The following is a 20,279-nucleotide window of genomic DNA, read 5'->3' as shown; positions in this document are numbered from 1 at the left end:
CCACCATGGCCCGTCCCGCCTCATCCGCCGCCAAGCCCCAGCGCCGCGCCCGCCTGCGCGCGTCGCGCCGCGCCGCCCGGCTTGAATTCGCCGCCATCGAGATCGTCGGCGCGCTACTCACCCCGCACCTGATGGGCGAGATCAACGCCGAGCGTGCCGGGGAACAGGATCCCGACGCCTACGACGTCCCTCCCGGCTTGAAGCTGCGCGACGAGATCGCCCGCTACTTCCGCATCGGCGAGGCGCTGTGGAGCCGCTTCGCTGCCGTGCGCGCCGCCAGCCCGGCGGCGTCGGAGCGCTTCATGCTCGACCTGCTGCGCCAGTGCTTCGGGTTCGACGGCATCGCGCCGGTGCCGCCGGTGGTGCTGGGCGACCGCATGTTCCCCATCGGTCACGCGGCACTGGACGGGCGTGTTCCCGTCGTCATCGCGCCCGCGGCGGCGGAGGGTGCCCGGCGTCCGGGGCTGGACGAGAGCGTGGCGCAGTTCGCCGATGGCGGGCGCCGCCGGTCCGCGACGCTGCTGCTCCAGGAATACCTGAATGCCGACGAGCGGGTTCTGTGGGGCATCGCCGCCGACGGGACGACGCTGCGCCTGATGCGCGATAATGTCAGCCTGACCCGCCCGGCCTGGATCGAGGCCGACCTGGGCCGCATCTTCGGCGAGGGCCTGTTCGCCGACTTCTCCGCACTGTGGCTGCTCATCCACGGCAGCCGCTTCGGCGCAGCCGGTGCGCTTCCCTCCGATTGCCCGCTGGAGCGCTGGCGCGAGCGCGGCCGGACGGAGGGCATGACCGCCCGCGAAAAGCTGCGCGACGGCGTGCGGGACGCGCTGCTCGACCTCGGCCAGGGCTTCATCGAGCATCCCGCCAACGGCGAACTGCGTGAGGCGCTGAGCAGCGGCCGCCTGTCCCGCCAGGGCTATTTCGAGGAGCTGCTGCGCCTCGTCTACCGGCTGATCTTCCTGTTCGCGGCGGAGGACCGCAATCTGCTGCATCCCCCCGGCACGGAGGAGGCGGCGAAGCGCGCCTATGCCGGGGGCTATGGCGTCGGGCGCCTGCGCGAACGCTGCATGCGCCGCACCGCCTGGGACCGCAACGCCGATGTCTGGGAGGGGCTGAAGGCCACCTTCAACGCGCTGGACCAGGGGGAGCCGCGGCTGGGCCTGCCGGCGCTGGGCGGCCTGTTCGCCCGTGGCCAGACGCCGCATCTGAAGGCCGCGCGCATCGAGAACCGGCGGATGCTGTCCGCCATCTTCCGCATGGCCTGGATGCGGCCGGACGGCCAGCCGCTGACCCGCGTCAACTGGCGCGACATGGAGACGGAGGAGCTTGGCTCCGTCTATGAAAGCCTGCTGGAACTCCAGCCGCTGCCGCGCGCCGACAGCCGCAGCTTCACCTTCGCCGAAGGCGACGAGACCAAGGGCAACGCCCGCAAGACCACCGGCAGTTACTACACCCCCGACGCGCTGGTGAAACTGCTGCTGGACAGCACGCTCGACCCCGTGCTGGACGCGGCGGAGGCCCGCAACTCCGCTGATCCGGCGGCGGAGATCCTGCGCCTGACCATCGTCGATCCGGCCTGCGGCTCCGGCCATTTCCTGCTGGGCGCCGCAAGGCGGGCGGCAGCGCGCATCGCCAGGCTGCGCAGCCCCGGCGTACCCTCCCAAGCGGAGTTCCAGCACGCCCTGCGCGAGGTGGTGTCGCACTGCATCCACGGTGTCGACCGCAACCCGATGGCGGTGGAGCTGTGCAAGGTCGCCCTGTGGATCGAAGCGCTGGAACCGGGCAAGCCGCTGACCTTCCTGGACGCCCGCATCCGCTGCGGCGACAGCCTGATCGGCGTGTTCGACTATGACATGCTGCGCAAGGGCATCCCCGACGCCGCCTATGCCCCGCTGACCGGCGACGACAAGGCGGTGGCGAAGGCCTATGGCAAGCACAACGCGGTGCAGCGCGACGGCCTGGGGGCCACCGGCTTCCTGGCCGAACTGCGCCCGCCCACCGACCTGATCGACGCCCACCGGCGGTTGATGGACATGCCGGAGGACACGCTGGCGCAGGTCGCCGCCAAGCAGGCGGCCTTCGTCGACCTGCATCACGGCCGTGGCTGGCAGGGGCTGAAGGCCGCCTGCGACCTCTATGTCGCCGCCTTCTTCCTGCCGAAGACCGGCAAGGCGCCAACGCCGGAGGTGCTGATGCACCCGGTCATGCCGCTGACCGATCACGTCTGGGCCGCTGTGCGCGGGACGCTGCCCTATGGGCCTCTCGGCGCCCTGGCCGACGAGGTGGCGCACCGCATCGGCGCCTTCCACTGGCCGCTCCAGTTCCCGCACGTCTTCGCGCTGGGCGGCTTCGACGTGGTGGTCGGCAACCCGCCGTGGGAGCGGCTGAAGCTGCAGGAGCAGGAGTTCTTCGCCGCCCGCTCCCCCGACATCGCCGGCGCCCCCAACAAGGCGGCGCGCACCGCGCTGATCAAGGCGCTGGCCAACGCCCCGGAGGACTCGCCACAAGCCTCCCTGCTGAGGGAGTTCGAATTCGCCAAGCGCGCCGCCGAGGCGTCCAGCGTGTTCGTCCGCGGCACGCCGCGCTACCCGCTGACTGGCGTTGGCGACGTGAACACCTACGCCCTGTTCGCCGAACACTTCACCCGCCTGACCCGTGACCGCGGCCGGTCCGGCGTGATCGTGCCGACGGGAATCGCCACGGACAACTCGACGAGCGCGTTTTTCGGAAGATTGATCGACGGCGCGCGGCTGATCTCGCTCTACAGTTTTTATGAGATCAGGCGCTGGTTTAAACAGACAGACGATCGCAAATCATTTTGCATTTTGTGTCTGGGTGCGGCGCAGGGACCAGCAGAGTTTTGTTGTGAGATCGACAGCATTACGGACGTAGAACGGCCGGAACGGCGCTTTTGCCTCTCACCGGAACAAATTTTAAAGATCAATCCGAACACCAAGACGGCCCCGATCTTCCGCACCAAGGCCGATGCCGAACTGACGGCGAAGTTCTATGACCGCGCGCCAGTGCTGATCGAGGAACGGACGCGCGAGGAAGGCGGCGATGTGAACCCTTGGGGGATCACGTTCCAGACCATGTTCCACATGTCCGGTGATTCCGAATTGTTCCGCACCGCCGCCCAACTCGCGGCGGAGGGCTGGCAACGGGACGGCACCGACTGGATTCGCGAAGCCAACGGACCGCCTGAGCGCCGGGTACCGCTGTACGAATCCAAGATGATCCACCATTTTGACCACCGTTGGGCGACCTACGCCAACGGATCGGTGGAGGACGAGGACGGCGTTCGCGACACGACGTTGATGGAAAAGCAGGATCCGGCATTCGAACCCACCCCCCGCTATTGGGTGCCGGAGGACGAGGTGACGCTGCGCGCCGCCCGCGTCCCCTCCGGTCTCAAGCGCGCATGGCGCGAAGGCAGCGGGGAGCGCTGCGCCAAGGCACTGGCCGAATGGCTGGTCGGCTGGTTCGACCTGACCCAGGGGCGCCGCATGCGTGAGGACGATTTGGGTCGCATCCTCGGCCGCGACCAGCCGTGGCGCTCCATCCTCGGCAAGAGCCCTGCCGTCTGGTTGATGGAATCGAAGACGCTGGAGAACGGGCAAGACGCACAGCGTGCCGCTCAGCTGACGGCTGACGACGTAACCTTTCTTGCTGAGGGTGCCCACGTGCCCCTCGACATTACTGCCCTCATAATTGCCCGCAAACAGCCTCGCTATCTGATGGGATGGCGAGATATCAGCCTGTCCTCCGTTGAAAGAACGGTCATTGGTGCAGTTGTTCCAAAACAAGGCGTTGGCAATAATCTTCCAATATGGCACATTGATCAAATGCATATGGCTGAATATTTTGCCATATTTTTGGGAATGATGTCTAGTTTAGTGTTGGATTTTTGCGCAAGATTTAAAGTGGGCGGAAATCATCTCAATTTCTTTATTGCGCAGCAGCTTCCCATCCTCCCACCCTCAGTCTTCACCCTCACAGATCGCGACTTCGTCGTTCCTAGGATGCTGGAGTTGACCTACACCAGCCATTCGCTGCGGTTGTGGGCGGAGGATCTCGGGCATTTCGGCGCACCCTTCGCCTGGGACGAGGAACGGCGGGCGCTGCTGCGCGCCGATCTCGACGCCTTCTTCGCCCACAAATATGGCCTGACCCGCGACGAGCTTCGGTACATCCTCGACCCCGCCGATGTGAAGGGGGCGGACTACCCGTCCGAAACCTTCCGGGTGCTCCAGGCCAACGAGCGGCGCCGCTACGGCGAATACCGCACGCAACGGCTGGTGTTGGCCGCCTTCGACCGGCTGACGGGGGCGTGAGGCGGTGGCGCTGTCTCCCCTCGACCGCATCCGCCTGGACAAGGCCGCCGTGGACGAGGGGTTCGGGCTGCGCCGCCCCTCCGAAGAGGCCGCCGGGGATGCCGGCAACTGGCTGGCCTACGGCAGTTTGGGCGCGCCGGCCGCCTTGCTGCTGACCCGCGCCGCCGAGGGCTATGTCGTCGCCGTCGACCACCCCGGCGTCGCCGCCGACCTGGCGGAGCGCTGGCCGTCCTGGCCCGGCGCCGCGCCGGCCGGCCATGCCGCCTTCGTGGTGACCGACACCGCGCCGCTGCACGATCTGATCCGCGAGGTCTGGCGGCTTGCCCGCACCTTGCCCACCGCTCCGCTGCGCGCCTTCCAGGACCGCACCGCGGCGCTGCCCCGCCGCACGGAGGCCGAACGGCTGACCGTGCAGCGCATCGGCCAGGATCTGTTCCGTGTCGCGCTGATGGACTACTGGTCCGGCGCCTGCGCCGTCACCGGCCTGTCCGACGCCCGCCTGCTGCGCGCCAGCCATATCCGCCCTTGGGCCGCCTGCGACAGCGACTCGGAACGGTTGGACGTGCACAACGGCCTGCTGCTGGCCGTGCATCTGGACGCCGCCTTCGACGCCGGGCTGATCGCCTTCGCCGACGACGGCACCCTGCTCGCCGCCTCCGCCTTCGCCCCTACCGACCGGACCATCCTCGGCATCCACGACGGCATGCGCCTGCACCGCCTCTCCCCCGCCCACCGCCCGCGCCTGGCGTGGCACAGGGAGAACGTGTTCCGTGGCGCCCGGTAGGCCCGATTTCCGATATTTCCGATGGATGGGGGCGTGACGTTGAAGCCGACCTTTTGTTCGGCACCAACGTCACGCAATTCTCATGGCCAAAAACAGACGCCCTTCAAGTTGCCCAACAACCGCGATTTTGAAACGGTGGCCCGAAAGCTGTCAGCATAAGGTCTCGCTCAGATGGCACGTACGCTGACGGAGGGATGGCAGTACTCGTGGATCATCGCTTGGACCCTGGTTGCCGCACTGGCCGTCGGGAAGCTGAGGATCAAGGCCCCCCGACTGTCGTAGCGGTCGTTGGTTTGGCCTCGCTTGGCCCTGAAGTAGCCGCACTGGTCAACGATACGCCGTGCCTGGTCCAGAATGATGCGGGGATTGTGGTTGGTGGCGCCCACCTTGAGTTCGAGTTTGGTTCGCTTTGACATCTTATCAGCCTCATATGTTCCTATGCCCAACAGGCTGATCTGACCAACGGGAAGCCCCGAAAGCCGATTGACAGCTATCCTTCGAGCCAAGGACACCCCGAGCGTTGGAGGATGCACCGCCTGGGTCTGTTGAACGCAATTATAAGAGGTGGCTCCTCGTGCAAGTCAATACAAATTGCGCCTATCATATCACAAAAACTTGTGTATATATAATAGGGTAGCAGGTTTGCCGATTCTGTCAATAGTTTTTTTATTTAGGATATTCAATCACCTAAGGCATCTCCGAAGGCCGTTTCGGAGGGGGCTGAAGTGAACGTGAGTTGCTTGTTGCTGTGGTTTTCCGATGAAACGCACCATCGATTCGGGGGCACGGCTTCTCCCATCCCCTTAGGCTTGCACCCATGATCGCATCGAAATGCCGGAGCTGTGCCCGGCGTGTGTTGGGAATTGAGAGGAGAGATTTTGTACTCCTGTGCTTTCCGGCCGCGCCGATCCACCCGCTGGCGCCGATAGACTTCCACCCTGGCGTGTTATACCCTGATCGTCAGAACGTTCTGAGAGAGCGATGCGGTGGACGATCTAAAGACGCTGTATGAAACCGAGTTCGCGAAGTCCTTCAGCGAGGAGTGGCACGCGAACTACCGCCGCGCCGTCGACGATGTGCATACCCTGCCGGAAGCGGAATGGAAGCACCCTCGTTTCCAGATGCGCCTGTGGGATATGGACGAGGTGGCCAACATCGGCTTGGGCCGCTCCGTGAACGTGTCCGGCGCCGCCTCCGATCCCGCGGTGATCGATGCGCTGTGGGAGGTGAGGAATCTCGACCTGCCGACGGTTGCGGAGCAGCGGGGGAGACAGCTCGACCTCGCCTTCGAGCGGATCATGCGGCTGGTCCATCCCAAGCACAACGTCCGGCGCCCATCGGCACGGCTGGTGCGCATCTTCGCAGTCCTGTTCCCGCATGATGTCCTGTGCCTGCTGGACGACCGCCGGATCCAGGCGCTGCGCCGCCATCTGAAGATGCCGGCCCAGCGTGGCCTGAGCCTGATCGGCAACCACGTCATGATCCGCGATGAACTCCGCCGCCGGATCGGAGAGAACACCGATCTGACGACCGACATCCGACACAGCATGTTCGCTTGGTATCTGTGGGAACGGGTGATCGAGCCCATGGGCGAGGTGGAGTTGCCCGAGGCGCCGCTCGCCGCGACGCCCCAGCCGCCGGAGCGCACCGCCACCGACCGGCCGCACATCGTCCTGCTGCCCCCCGCCCAGCAGCGCAAGGGCATGTTCTTCGTCGCCGACAACCTGTCGCTGCTGCTGTCGATCCTGCGCGCCGCCGAGGGCGGCGTCGGCCGTGACGAGATGATCGCGGCCATCATGGCGGAAGCACCGCAGCTCAAGGCCAATTCTGCCGGGCAGGTGCTGTCTCAGGCCGTGACCCTGGGCCTGCTGACGGTGGACAGCGGCACCTACCGCCCGACGGAGGCCGGCACGGCTCTGCTGGAGGGTGAAAACCCGGCCAACATCCTGGCCAAGGTCTTCCTGCGCAACATCTACGGCTTTGCCATCCTGCTGGACGAGCTGCGCCGCGCCGAAGGACCGGTGACCAAGTCGGCGATGATCGATGTGGTGCGCGCCTGCCGGCCGAGCTGGACCAGCGAGCGCGCCCCCAACATGCTGATCAAGTGGGCCAGCACTCTCGGCCTCATCCGCGAACCGGAAAGCGGCGGCATCGAGCTGACCGAAGACGGCGACTATTGGGCGAGTGGCTTGCCCGACGATCCGGCGGCGTTGGAGGCGATGCGCGGGACGGCCGCGCTCGACGGCGACGCGGAGGCCGGATCGCAGGCGGACCTGGATGCGGAAAGCGACGTGCCGGCACCCGCCCTGCCGCCGATCGACGCCATCCTGGCTCGCTTCGCCGAGGATCCGGAGCTGCGCTCGCTGGTCTTCACCGACGATCAGATCCGCCTGTTCCACGCCGCGCTGACCGCGCTGGAGGGCAAGCGCTTCGTCCTGCTGGCCGGCCTGTCCGGCACCGGAAAGACCTCGCTGGCGCGGGCCTATGCGCGGGCCTGCTGCGACATCCTGGGGCTGCCGGTGAAGCGGCACTATCAGGAGACCGCCGTGCTGCCGGACTGGACCGACCCGACGGGGCTGCTGGGTTTCGTCAACCCGCTCGCCAACCCGCCGGCCTTCCAGGAAACCGAGACGCTGCGCTTCCTGATGGCCGCCGACAGCCAGCGCGACCAGCCCTTCTTCCTGTGCCTGGACGAGATGAACCTCGCCCGCGTCGAGCATTATTTCGCCCCCTTCCTGTCGGCGATGGAGGGGCGGTCCACCCGCCTGTCCATCCACGCCGCCGGCGACGTAGTGGAGAATGTGCCGACCACCGTTCCCTGGCCGCGCAACCTGGTGATCGTCGGCACAGTGAACATGGACGAGACGACGCACCCCTTCTCCGACAAGGTGCTCGACCGCGCCTTTACCTTCGAGTTCTGGGACGTCGATTTGCCCGGCTGGCGCAAACGGGCGCTCGCCAAGGGTGCCGCCCCGGAACTGGTCGGCCGCGTCGGCGATGCGCTGGAGGCGCTTTACGCCGCACTCTACCCGGCACGCCGGCACTTCGGCTACCGCGCCTGCGACGAGGTGCTGGCCTTCTGCCAAGCCTTCGCCGGCCCCGACCCGGCGGTGGCGCTGGACGCGGCCGTACTGGCGAAGGTGCTGCCGAAAATCCGCGGCGACGACGGCGGCGCCCTGCCGAAGGCGCTGGAGGAGGCTCGCGCCGTTTGCTCCGCCCACGCACTGAAGACCTCCGCCGACCGGCTTGCCCGCATGGCCGAGCAGCTGCGGGCGCAGGGCGTCGCCCGCTTCTGGAGCTGATGTGGACATCACGCTTTCCCTGTACCGGAAGAGCAATGGCTGGCAGGACGCGACCCCGCCGGACGAGGACGCCATCGTTGCCTGCGCTGAGGGAGACCGGCTGCAGCTGCGGGTGAGGGCGGCGGAGGCGCCGACGGTCCATATGGGGGGCGACGACCTCGCACCGGCCCGGTTAGGCATGGTGGAAGGGCAAGTGGAAGCCACCTACGAGTTCGTCATCGACAGCTGGGCGGGACGCACGAGCCTGCACGTTGCCATGGGCGAGCGTCGGCGCCGGCTGATCCTCGATGTGCAGCCACACCCTGGGAAGCTTGGCATCGAAGCCTTCGCAGCCATGCTGAATGAGCTGTCGGAGCGCTCCGCCGCCCTGCCCTGGGGCATGTCGCCGGGGCAGCAGGGTGGGCGCATCGCCGGTCCGACGGCGGCAGCGATCTTCCCGGCGGTGCTGGACGCGCTCATGCCGGAACTGTTGCGCCACCTCCGCCGCTTCCTGCGCGACCCGCCGATTGCCGTGCGGCGGCGGCGCGACTTGGCGCCGCTGTCCATGGCGCGGCGCCCCGACACCCAGACGGTACGCTGGCTCGCCAACCATCCGCGGACCCTGCTGGCTCTGCGCCCAGGTGACCGGGGCACCGGGGAGCAGCTGGCCGTGCTGCCCAGCGTGGAGCAGCCGATCACCGTGACCAACCACGACCACCCGGTCACCCGCCATCTCCACTTCCAGCTCTTGCGGGTGCGCCAGATGGTGGACGCCACGACGCGCCGGTTCGAGACATTGGCCGGCAGCGGCAACTGGCGCATCGATCCGTTTGTTCGTGGGTATGCCGCGCGGGTTGCCGAGCAATGCCGTCAGCATCGCGCCGCGCTGGCCGACACATTGTCCGCCCCTGCCTTCCGACAGTCGCTGCCCGAACCGGCACGGGAGGGCGCCTTGCAGGCGCTGGCGGACCTGCCCGCCGCGGCCGCGGTCCAGCGTCTGGCGCACCGGCTGCTCGGCGCCGGCCTGCAGCTCGATGCTGAGTCTGCGCTGGAGGCCAGCGTAAAGCGGACCTACGACCTGTACGAGTCGGTGGTCTTCTACAGGTTGGCCGACGCGGTGCAGGCGGCGCTCGGCCCGGGTTGGACGGCGCGCTGGTCCGAACCGGCCGGCGATGTGCACGAGGAGAAACCTCATGCCGCTGTTGAATGGCAGCGGGATGGGCAGCCGGCCGAGTCCGTGCGGCTGCTGTACCAGCAGACGTTCCGGGCGCATTCCGGCAAGCCCAACATGTGGCGCAGCCTGAGCGGGGAACTCCGTCCCGACTACGTCATCGTGTTCGAGACGGACGGCGACTGCCACGGGTGGGTAATTCTCGACGCCAAATACCGCGCCAGCCGCGCCGCCGTGCATGACGCGCTGCGTGATCTGCACGTCTACCGAGATGCCCTGCGCCATCGCGACCGCAGAGCCCATGCCGCGTTCATCATCGTCCCTGCGCTGGACCAGGACGCCTCCGCCTATGCCACAGCCGATTACGTTGCGGAGCACGCCTTCGGCGCCGTATTGAGCGGTACTGATGGAGATGGCTTGGCGTCCTGCCTGCGCGTTCACTGCAGCTGTGTGATGGGTTCGCAGGAAAGCGCTGTCGAACCATCCATGTGAGAGCGCCTTTGGAGCCGTTGGGCAGACCGCCCGACTGCGACGTTTTACAGAACGTCTGGCTCAGGCGCCGCCCGACACAGCGGCCTCCGCAAGACCCAGGCCAGGCTGATCGGCGGGCAGCATCTTCCGCGCCGCCGGTCGAGGACTCGACTGCGCGGAAGGCGCAACTGACGTTTTCAAGACTTCCACCTGCTCCTGGAGGCGGGCCATCTCCTCCCGGGTATCCTGAAGCGCCTGATCGAAGTGAGCTGTGGCGGCCACGTCTGCACGGATCTGCTCCAACAGAGACTCGTGACGCTCGGCTGTGAACTGTTCCAATTGACGGCGCATCTCCTGTCGCTCGGTCTGTGCCTCAGCTTCCCGACGCCTACCGTCCTCGACGGCCTCCTCCAACGCCAGGATTTTGGCTTCGCTGTCCGCAAGCTCGATCCGGAGCCGCTCCTGCTCCTCGACGGCAGTGTCAAAATCCGCAAGAAGTTTCTCGTACTCCTTCTCTGCGGTCGCGAGCCGCATGGTGAGGCCGTTCTGCCGTTCCTGACTGGCAGCGAGTGAACGCTGAACGCCCTCCAATGCCAGGAGCTGCCGCTGGGCGCTGGACCGCCTCTCTTCGGACCGGGCCGCTTCGGTCGCAATGAAGAAGGCCTTCAATGCTTGTTCAACGGCTTGACGGAGATGGGCTTCAGCCGTCCGGTTTCGTGCTTCGGACCCACTCTCGGGAGGTTCTACGTCCGCGGGACTCGTCGTGGGTTCATCGACGACGAAAAGATCAGGTTCCTGTGCCTTCAGCGCCCGGATTTCGCGGCCGATGTCCCGGTAAGAGCCACCACCGATCTGAGCACGGACGTCGTCGTATGTCGGGGAGATCTTGCGGCTAACCAACGTAATCACGGCAGTTCGGATTACCGCGTAGAGCGTGGGACCGCTCTTCTGGGAAGACATTTACAAACCTCGCAGATGGCGACGCCATGGCGTCAGCGTATCTGTGATCTGCCATTTTTTTCTGGCCGGGGAAGGGGCATTGCGGAATCGCAAGCTGTCTCCGCCGAACGCCTGCCTACCCGCTACCCGCTACCCGCTACCCGCTACCCGCTACCCGCTACCAGGATGAACACACGCCTGCCGGCGTCTAGGCCAAAGCGTCGGGTGAGGCAAGTTCTGGTTGGGAATGTCGGGACGGCTTGCGCTTCCACGCTCCTGCGGCGGCTCGTTCCGTCAGATCGCGCCGAGCCGCTTTCCGCTCCCAACGTCATGATGTACCAGGTCGATCCACAGGGGGCGCTGGTGGTGCCCCTCGATGATCGGACGACCACAGCTCGGTTCCGAGCCTGGGTACGGCGCATGTCCCTGGGATTGCCGGGGCCAATGCAGAACAACACCAAAAAATTGCCGGCCCCCGATGCGGCGGGGCGGAACCCTCCATACGCTTCCTTCGGAACCAAGCTGCCCGGGCGTCGGACCTCCGGCCCTCGCCACGGGCAGCCTCGAGCGAAGAAGTGTGCAGTTAGGCGTTGCGGCGGGCCGCAACGCCTCCGGGGCCGGCCAGGGCCGGTTGCCGGATCGACGACGACGGCGGGGAGGTGCCAATGCCGTGGCGGACTTGGGATACTTTCGCATCGAACAGGGCATGCTCTCCCGCGGCGCCGGCGCAACGGCCGGAGCGTCGGCGGCCTACCAGTCCGGTGGCCGGTTCCGCACCGTCATCGCAGCGGCCGCTTACCAGGCTGGGGTCGGTCTGACCATCGGTGCCGACCTGCGGGAGGCGTGGGCGGCGAAGGGGCAGGACCCTGTGTCGGCGGTCGTGGACTTCACGGCCAAGGCCGGTGTCCACCACACCGACATCCGCGTGCCCGCGGGCGCGCCCGCTTGGTGCGCCGACCGGCAGACCTTGTGGACCCGGGTGGAACTCAGCGAACGGCGCCGTGACGCGACGCTGGCGCTGCAATACACGCTGTCGCTCAGCCGAGAGGTGCCCATCGCGACGTCGATCCGGTCGGTGGAGCGCTTCGTTGATGAGTACCTCGGATCACGCAACCTGATCGCCGACATTGCGATCCATCTGTACGGGCGCCCCCTGGACCCCAGGGTGCCGGCCGCCGCCGAGAGGCTGGCGAACACGGTCGATCTCGGGTGGCCGGTGATCCTGGTGGCCCGTGTCCCCAGCACTCCACCGGTGGACGGCCCGCACCTCTTGGAACTGCCCGACGGACGCCTCGTCGTCTACCAGCCGCACGCGCACGTTCTGGCAACGACGCGTCCGCTCGTCGACGGCGCCCTCGGCGCCAAGGACCGCGATCTTTCGCGGAAGGCCTTCCTCATCGGAAGCAGGAAGCTGTGGGAGCGCCTGTGCAACGAGGCCCTGGCCGAGGTTGGGGCGCCTCATCGCGTGTCTCAGCGGTCGAAGTGGCATCGCCACCGTCAACAACAGGACCTCGGCGCCGTCGGGCCGAACCACGAACCGCTTTCCCAGGTGCCGCTCGGTCCGGCCTATCACCCGGTCGTCGAGGGGCGCGCCCTGGATTTTGGAGAAGTGGATGTGATGCCTCATCAATTCAACGCCATCGTGGCGGAACTCGAAAAATCCAGACGCGCAGCGCCCGACGAAAAGTCGGTGCGTCTGGCTCGTGCCGTTGTCCGGATCGAAGAGCTGGAAGCGCAAGGGGTTCGTTTCAGCCGGGAAACGGGTGGGATGGTGAAGGTCGATGCTCCTCCCGGTGTCGTCGTTGACTGGCATGACCGCCGCTTGTGGAGCGGGATACACGCGATGGTGCTCGACTACCTGGAGACCCGCGACACGGAACGGAAAGCGCGTGCGCCCGAACCGGGCACCATCGGGATCTCCGTTCCTGATGCAAGCGACAGGATGACGACGGTGCCGGAGCCGGCGGCGGACGCGGCGCGGCTGCGGGAGGAACTGGACGCTGCCACGCAGAGTGTCGCAACCATTGCCGCGGCAACCGGGCAGACGCAGCCGGATGCCGCGGCCTCTCTGGCCGATGGCATCGTCACGGTCGCCCGCGGCGCCATGGCGACCGCGTACGAGAGATCGCGTGGCGTGCTGATGCGCGAGCAGCAGGCGCGTGCGTCGGCGGAGACGCGCGCCGAGGAACTCACCAAGGATTTGGCACGTACGAAGGCCGCCCTGGCGCAGGAGCAGGAGCAGCGTCGGGCAACGGATGCGGACTGTGGAGCCCTGCGCGCGGAAAGGACGGCACTGCGGCAGCAACTGACCGAGGCGAAGCGCAGCGCCGAGCCTGCGACCGTCACGGGAGCGGCGGCTGCCCGGCAAGCCGATGAAGATCGGCAAGCGCGTCACCGTGCCGAAGAGGCACTCCGCCTCGTGCGCCAGACGATCGACACCGAGGCTGCCGACGAGCAGTTGGCATCTGAACTGCGCAAGCGGCTGCAGGCGGCCAGCCGACAGTCCGACGCCGTGGAGGATGCGGCACGGTCAGCGGGGCTGACGCCGGAGGCCCTGCCAAGTGAACCCGGCGCCCGGCTGCGGGCGATTGCGCGGGCGAACCGCGACCGGGCACTGGATGAGGTGGCCACCCTGTTGGACGCGCCGGTGCGGGCGCTTGGTGTGCACCTCCGCGGCGCCGCTGCCGAGCGGGTTCCCGCGGCTCTGGCGATCCTCACGACGGCGATCGAAGGGCGGGAGGCAGAGCTTGCGCGGGAGCGCGCCAGTCGGGAGCAGGCGGAACTGGAAGCGCAGGGATGGAAACGCGCCTACGAGGTTCTGGTTCGCCACGGCCGGCGATTGGTGATGCTCCTTGCCCGGCAGGCTGGGCTGGTCGAACCGGCGAAGGCGGCGTGGCGTCTGCTGATGCATGCCATCAGTCATGGCAAGGAGCCGGGCGATCTTTCCTCTGCGCTCCCCAGCCGGCGCAATGATGCTCCAGCGCGCGGTGAGGCGCCGAACAGGAGCCCGCGGCAGGATGAGGGCCAACGGACTGGCCGCACCGACAAGGTGAAGTCCGACGCGGAAGCGGCGCCCATCATGGGCGGCGTGAAGCCACCCGCGGCAACCTGGGAGTCGCTGGAGGTTTTGACCGGCGAGAAGCCGCGGCCGTCGGGCGTGGTGGCGGGCGCCGTCCGGTTGACCAGCGCCGCGACCGAAGCCGTCAGGGCCTTGGAGGCGCGGCTCAAGGTTATGAGCAAGGACGACCTCCTGGAGGCGGCGCAGGCGACCGAACGGGCAGCGCACGAGGCGGGCGAGGAGAGGCGCCGGAACGAACACCGGCACGCCTACTCGGTCATCGCAAGGATTGCGCGGCAGCGTGGCGTCGCCCTGCAGCCCCTCCGGCCTTCCAAGCCCCGGATCCGCGACGAGTATGCGAGGTGACAGGTGAAGGTTGGGACGCGTCGGCGTTGCGTCCACCCGGGGTGGCGGCTTGCCCTGCGGGCCGCCACACCGGGCGGTCGCAACTCAGGACGACCCGTGATGATGACCACCCCAGTGCGGAGCGGCGCCGGCTTGGCCGCGTGCATCGAAGACGATGCGATCATCCGTGTGATTCTGACGGAACAGAGCGCGGCGACCATGAAGTTCGCAGATTGGCTTCAGGAAACCCTGCAGCGCTGGGCCTGCGGTCAGCGCGCCGCCGCCGACCGTCGGAAGCTGGACATGATCGTCCAGGCAGCAGAGGCGATGGACTACCGGCTTTCCCTGTCGGTACAGGACATCTTCGACATCGTAGAAGACCTCGACACGGCTCTTGACGCCGGTCTGCTTCTGCTCCGCGGTTTCGACCGGCCCGTCATCCGTGTGCACCTCGTGAGCAAGGGCGCTGCGCGGTAGGTGGGGGCACCGGAGCGTTACGGCGGGTTCCGCTATACAAACCCACCGCGCTCCAGTTCCTGATATGAGCTCCCTGCCTCGACCCATCGGGCAGGGAGCATTCTTTTCGGCAGGGCACGTTGCTGGTCCCGAACGCAAACGGATGCAGAACTTGGCGGAAGGGGCTGCCATCCCGGCGGGACCGGGAGTATCCAGCCGAGCTGTCCCGCTTCTCCGCTCAGCATCTGCCGATCGTCCAATCCGCTAACCCCTTGGCCTTGTTGCTGATTTCCACAACAGCGTCCCGAATTCTGCCGATGTGCCTGCCGATCTCTGTTCAGTCCGCAAACCATTGATTCCGCAGAAGATTATTCTGTCCCGGCCCTACCAACCTTGCCGATCCTCGCTACGTCGTCGGAAATGCCCCTTTCATTCAAGGGGTCTTGCCGGTTCGATGACATGCCGGGAGAGATTCGGATAGTAACTTTTCCAGTAACGCACCGATTAAAATGAGTTTGCCCGGCATTTTTGCACATCTGCCAAATACCCGAAAAACGCCTATACATCAGGCTATTAGCGCCGTAATACGTGGACATGGAATTGAAAGCTCGGCGTAGAGGACGTAAACCGCTATCCTCTCAAGTTGCCAAGCTGTAGCCGTGAAAGCCAAGGCATTTTGCCCTGGAACGGAATCCATCCCCGCACCACGCAAGATCCTCGGCGCCCACCCGCGGCGCCAGCCGCCGGGAGGTCTCCGGCTGGCAGTTCCCAGGTACTGATGAGTGATCCTGGATCGCTCCCGTCTGATGCGGAAGCACTGGATGCTCATTCAAGGCTTAATTCGATGCTTGGCAGGATCGAAGGGCACAAGATGGGAAAGATTTACATTGGGATCGAACATATCCACCACGTCCTTGAGCGTAGGCATCTTGATTCGCTTGGTGTACCGACCGCCTTCACCCAGCACAGCGGTCAAGCTGTGCCCAACCACTTTGGAGATATGGACGGACTTTGCTTGCGTGTCCTCCAGAAAGGTCCGGAATGAGGCCCGTAGTGCATGGAACGGCCGCGACGCATCGTAGATGTTCGTCTGTCGACAATATGCGGTAAACCGCTGAGTATAATAATGGGCAAACTTCCCGTCGGGTCCACCGCGTTTCAGAGTCGGCCAAAGATGGTCATCGGCGCCGCTACGGAAAAGACCGATATAATCGAGGAAGCCCAGAGCAATAATGACTGAGTGGAGCGGAACACGTCGTACCCCGGCATTGGTCTTAACGTGGTTGCCATTGTTTGCATGGACGTTCATGAACCAGACGCCACTCTCCTGCTGAATATCGGAGGCACGGAGTTGGGCAATCTCCTCCTGGCGAAGGCCGTGATACGTGGCGAGCAAGGGAAGCCAGTAATACGCGTCATAAATCACGGCGATGCCCGGTTTGGCCCGGCGGGTGGGTTCGCAGCCAGTCCAGATCGGCGTGTGGAACAGAGCATTCAGATCGTCGGTGTCCCACATCCAGCGCGTGGCCTCAGAGCGGACATAGCTGTGCCCTTGGAAATGATTCGGACCCTTGTAGCCGTAGTCATCGGGCCGATCATCCACCCAGGAGAGCAGGCCGGAGAGAGCCGACATATGCCGCTTGACCGTCTTGGCCGCCAAGCATTCAGGCGGGTTTTTGCCGGCGCCGATCAGATCCTTCACCTGCGCAACCGCATCGCGCATTGGCATCCTCCAAGCGGGCGACCGCCCATGTAGGGTCGGAAGGTGCTCCAGCGCGACCTTGAAATTGCGGGCGTCGTCTTTGTTGTAGGCGTCGAGGGTCCGGTCGCCAGCGAATTCGATGAAGAGGCGCGCAGTCATCGCGTTCTGGCGGCTCGTCTGATTGGTCCACCTTGCCGCCTTGGCCAGCGGCGACGTCATGAAGCGCTCATATTCGGCGTAGACCTCCGACAGGAGCTTCCCTCGTCCCTGACAGGTAGGCGCCTTTATGGTGGCTTCGACCTGCTCTGCGGTTCCGGGACGCACGGTGGCTGGTGCCAGGGGCATATCCAGCGTGGGATCATCGGCCGGAAAGGCACCGTAATCACCGCGCTCCCGACGGGCGTTGATTCCGTGCGCTTCTGCCAATGTTCGCAGCGCCGAGCGACTAAGCAGGTTCCGCGCGGTACCATCAAGCGGCACCCCAGGGGCGTGCTTGTCAAGCAAACGCTCCACGACGCCATCGGCCAGTTCCAAATCGTTCCTACGGACCGCCTGCGTCATGTAGTGGGACAGTCCCGCAAAGAAGGCCGCGCGCCGTGCCGGTGTGGCGAGATCTGGCGGGGGCACGCCGTCCGTTGCCGTAGATGCGCCCGCGGCCGGCGCATCGCCAGACGAGCGTCGGCCAAGAGGATGCTCCTCGATCAGGTCTTCATCTGGAACCGAAGGCATTTCGCTGAGTGCCATCAGATCGGCCAGGGAGGATTCAGCCAAGCCCGTCGGGTTCGACGCGGGAGGCGTTCCGAAGGCCGCGCTGGGCGCCGTCGGGCGCGACGCGCGCTCCATCTCGCCCTCAAGCACCAGCTCGTTGCGCAGGTTGACCAGCAGCGTGCGGATCGTGAGACCGGGCGGCGGCGCATCCATAATCATGACCTCTTCCAACGCGAGATCGAGCGCAAGCCCTCGTCGATTGGCCGTGCGCCGGTCGCCCGTCTTGAGCGACATCTCGTATGTCGTCCCATGATCGCCGCAGGGAAGAGCGCGCGGGCAGCGTCGCCGCCAATACCAGATTCCGGAACGCAGAGAGAGGTGGGCCAGCTTCGCCACGCTCGGTCACTCCAGGCCAGCCGGGGGTGCGCGATGTGCGACAGCGTTGCGAGTCAGTTTCGCACACGCCCAGCGTTGCGGGGTGCGCGCAGCCCGTAAGTTCCTGAAAGTGCTGGCCGTTTGGAGAAGGTGGTTGGGGGACTAGGATTCGAACCTAGGCTGGCGGAGTCAGAGTCCGCTGTCCTACCGCTAGACGATCCCCCAGACCGTCACCGGGGCGGCTCGTTTGCCGTGCCCCGTGGTGTGGGCGGGTTTATAGCGACCATGTGATGGGCTGTGAAGAGCTTTTTTCGCTTGGGATGCATTTTTTTCCAGCCGTCAACGGCGACCCGGACTCCCCCAGGGCCGCCGGTGGCCGACGGTGGTCAGCGCGGGGCGACGGCGGCGATCGGGGCGATGATGCGGCGCAGGTCGTCGTCGGACTCCAACTCCTCCAGCTTGCGAGGAAGGCGGCGGCGCCAGTTGGGGTGCTGGTCCACCGTGCCGGGAAGGTTGGGTTGCTCGTCGTCGGCCAGAGCGTCTTCGATCTGCACCATCACGATGCGGGACGGGGTGCGTGCCAGATAGGCGTGGACGGCGGCGGACAGGTCGACGTGGAATGGCTGATCGCCGTCCTCCGTCGGATAGCTGTCCGGCCGCAGCCCCTCCCGCGACAGCGCCTGCAGCAGGCGCCAGCGGTCGACGCCACGGTCCCAAATGTCCTTGTCGCGGCTGGCGTCGTCCGGATAAAGGCCGAGGCGCCGGCGCCAGTCGAGATCCCGGCCGGTCCAGAAGCCTTTGAATGGCGCCAGATCATGGGTGCTGACCGTCGCCATCGACCCGGCGGGATAGTCGCCAGGGAGCTTGAAGCCGCCGTCGGCGGTGCGCTCGAAATACAGCACGCGGTAGCTGAGGATGCCGGCCTGCTCCAGCGCCGGGCGGAAGCCCTCCGGCACGGTGCCCAGATCCTCGCCGATCACGACGCAGCGGTTGCGGCGGCTCTCCAGCGCAACGATGCGCAGCAGGTCGTGGAAGGGATAGGCGACATAGGCGCCGGGGCTGCCGTCCTCCGGAATCCAGAACAGGTGCTGCAGCGCCATCACATGGTCGATGCGGAGCGCCGCGGCATGACGCATGTTGGCGCGCAGAAGCTCGATGAAGGGGCGGTAGGCGGACTCGCGCAGGCCCAGCGGCGACAGGGGAGCGAGGCCCCAGTTCTGGCCGTTCATGTTGAACTGGTCGGGCGGCGCCCCGACATTGGCGCCCTGCACCAGCATCGACGGATCGGCCCAGGCGGAGCCACCGCCGGGATGCGCGGCGACGGCGAGATCGCGGTAGAAGCCCATGGCAAGCCCTGCCGAGCGCCCGCGTGTCGCGGCCTCGCCCAGTTGGCGGTCGGCCTCGAACTGGGTCCAGGCGAAGAAATCGACGCGGTCGGCATGATCGTGGGCGAAGGCGGCAACCTCGGCGCTCTGCGGGTCCTGGAAGGCGGCCGGCCAGCTCCGCCACATCCACTGCGCGGAATCCTGGCGGAAGAAATGCTCGTGCAGGGCATCGAACAGGGCGTGGCGATCCAGCGCCGTCCCCATGTCCTGGCGGAAGGCGGCATAGGCGGCCTTGCGCGGATGGTCGTCGGGGAGAGCACGGAAACGGGCGTGCAGAGCCTCCAGCAGCGGCAGCTTCAGCGCGGCGACGGCGGGGTAGTCGACCAGCTCAGCCTGACGGGCGGCGGCCAGCGCCGTTTGAAAGGCGGGATCCTCGATGCGGGCGCGCAGGTCGTCGGCTTCGGCGAATTCGGGAACGGAGGCCGGGTCGATGTAGAGGATGTTCAGGAACTGGCGGCTGGACGGTGAATAGGGGCCGATGTGGTTGGGGTCGGCCGGAAACAGGGCGTGCAGCGGGTTCAGGCCGACAAGCCCGGCGCCCAGCCGCCCCGCAACCTCGGCGAAGCCGGCAAGGTCGGCGAAATCGCCCATGCCCCAGTCATGCTCCGAGCGCAGCGAATAGACCTGCAGGCCGATGCCCCAGCTGCGGCCGGCCGGCACCATCTCCTCCACCGTCACGCAGCGGTCCGGCGCGACGATCAGGGTGGTGGAGCCCGATGGGCCCGACGCCCCCCCGGCGGTCTCCACATGCAGGTCCAGCCGGTGGTAACCGATGGGCAGCGATACGGGAAGCTGGGCGCCCAGCGCGCGGCGCTCGTAGGCCGTGCCGTCCAGGGTGGCGCGATCGGTGACGGGCAGGTCGCGGATGGCGGTGCGGCCACCCTGGGCGGTGCCGCCTTCCGGCGTCAGGTCCCACGCCAGGGTGGCATCGTCGAGGCCGACCGGCAGCGCGACGTCCAGAACGATCCCCTGCCCTTCCCCGACCACCAGCACCGGCGGCAGCGGGCGGCTCCAGGACCGGCGTTCGACCGTGCGCAGGCTGTCGGCGACCTGTTCGTCCGTGGCGGCCGGCAACCCCATGGCGGCGATCAGCGCCCGCTTGGTGGCGGCCGAGGTTTCCCGCCGGTTGCCCCAGATGTCGTGATAGTGGGGTTCTAGTCCAAGCAGATCGGCCAGCCGGTCGAGATCACTCATGCAGGGTCCCCGCGGGTTGTACGGAATGAGGGTTGGGGCTTAGGGATTGGGGTCGCGGGCCGCGGCGTCAATG

At 66.5% G+C, this 20,279-nt stretch carries 10 protein-coding genes and 1 tRNA gene; 6 read left to right on the top strand and 5 right to left on the bottom strand.

Annotated features, from left to right (window positions below):
• Positions 1-5 precede the first annotated feature (5 nt).
• Together PWS46_RS18070 and PWS46_RS18065 are read left to right on the top strand one after the other, a co-directional pair.
• Positions 6-4,337: an Eco57I restriction-modification methylase domain-containing protein gene (locus tag PWS46_RS18070; protein WP_434622728.1), complete on the top strand. Its 4,332-nt coding sequence runs from the start codon at positions 6-8 to the stop codon at positions 4,335-4,337.
• A gap of 4 nt (positions 4,338-4,341) precedes the next feature.
• Complete coding sequence (locus PWS46_RS18065; RefSeq protein WP_434622726.1) at positions 4,342-5,121, top strand: HNH endonuclease; 780 nt, start codon at positions 4,342-4,344, stop codon at positions 5,119-5,121.
• 167 nt (positions 5,122-5,288) lie between these two features.
• Here PWS46_RS18065 and PWS46_RS18060 read toward each other — a convergent pair whose 3' ends face one another.
• Positions 5,289-5,537 carry a hypothetical protein gene (locus PWS46_RS18060; protein WP_434622723.1) on the bottom strand — a complete coding sequence of 83 codons (249 nt, stop codon included), beginning with the start codon at positions 5,535-5,537 and terminating at the stop codon, positions 5,289-5,291.
• A gap of 570 nt (positions 5,538-6,107) precedes the next feature.
• Here PWS46_RS18060 and PWS46_RS18055 point away from each other — a divergent pair.
• Both PWS46_RS18055 and PWS46_RS18050 read left to right on the top strand, forming a co-directional pair.
• Entirely contained in the window at positions 6,108-8,423 is a 2,316-nt protein-coding gene (locus PWS46_RS18055; RefSeq protein ID WP_434622721.1) for an McrB family protein, read from the top strand.
• A 1-nt stretch (position 8,424) separates the two neighbouring features.
• On the top strand, positions 8,425-10,065 hold the full coding sequence (locus tag PWS46_RS18050; RefSeq protein WP_434622719.1) for a nuclease domain-containing protein: 1,641 nt from the start codon (positions 8,425-8,427) through the stop codon (positions 10,063-10,065).
• Positions 10,066-10,125: 60 nt separating this feature from the next.
• Here the strand turns inward: PWS46_RS18050 and PWS46_RS18045 are convergent, their stop codons facing one another.
• A complete protein-coding gene (locus PWS46_RS18045; protein WP_434622717.1) occupies positions 10,126-11,004 on the bottom strand; it encodes a hypothetical protein in 879 nt (292 codons plus the stop codon).
• A gap of 649 nt (positions 11,005-11,653) precedes the next feature.
• On the opposite strand from PWS46_RS18045, the gene PWS46_RS18040 reads away from it, so the two are divergent.
• Both PWS46_RS18040 and PWS46_RS18035 read left to right on the top strand, forming a co-directional pair.
• Complete coding sequence (locus tag PWS46_RS18040; protein ID WP_434622715.1) at positions 11,654-14,407, top strand: MobA/MobL family protein; 2,754 nt, start codon at positions 11,654-11,656, stop codon at positions 14,405-14,407.
• A 99-nt stretch (positions 14,408-14,506) separates the two neighbouring features.
• Positions 14,507-14,863: a hypothetical protein gene (locus PWS46_RS18035; RefSeq protein ID WP_434622713.1), complete on the top strand. Its 357-nt coding sequence runs from the start codon at positions 14,507-14,509 to the stop codon at positions 14,861-14,863.
• A gap of 808 nt (positions 14,864-15,671) precedes the next feature.
• Here the strand turns inward: PWS46_RS18035 and PWS46_RS18030 are convergent.
• The 3 genes from PWS46_RS18030 to malQ form a co-directional block, all read right to left on the bottom strand.
• Positions 15,672-17,648 carry a DUF6538 domain-containing protein gene (locus PWS46_RS18030; protein WP_434622711.1) on the bottom strand — a complete coding sequence of 659 codons (1,977 nt, stop codon included), beginning with the start codon at positions 17,646-17,648 and terminating at the stop codon, positions 15,672-15,674.
• Positions 17,649-17,778: 130 nt separating this feature from the next.
• A tRNA-Gln gene (locus tag PWS46_RS18025) sits at positions 17,779-17,852 on the bottom strand.
• Positions 17,853-18,013: 161 nt separating this feature from the next.
• Positions 18,014-20,206, bottom strand: coding sequence for a 4-alpha-glucanotransferase (gene malQ / locus PWS46_RS18020; RefSeq protein ID WP_434622709.1), 2,193 nt, complete (start codon positions 20,204-20,206; stop codon positions 18,014-18,016).
• Between the last annotated feature and the right edge of the window lie 73 nt (positions 20,207-20,279).

The sequence above is a fragment of the Azospirillum sp. B2RO_4 genome (genome assembly GCF_051124815.1).
GTDB lineage: Bacteria > Pseudomonadota > Alphaproteobacteria > Azospirillales > Azospirillaceae > Azospirillum.
The sequence above is the reverse complement of the archived record's forward strand: the minus strand, read 5'-3'. Positions and strand labels throughout refer to the sequence as shown.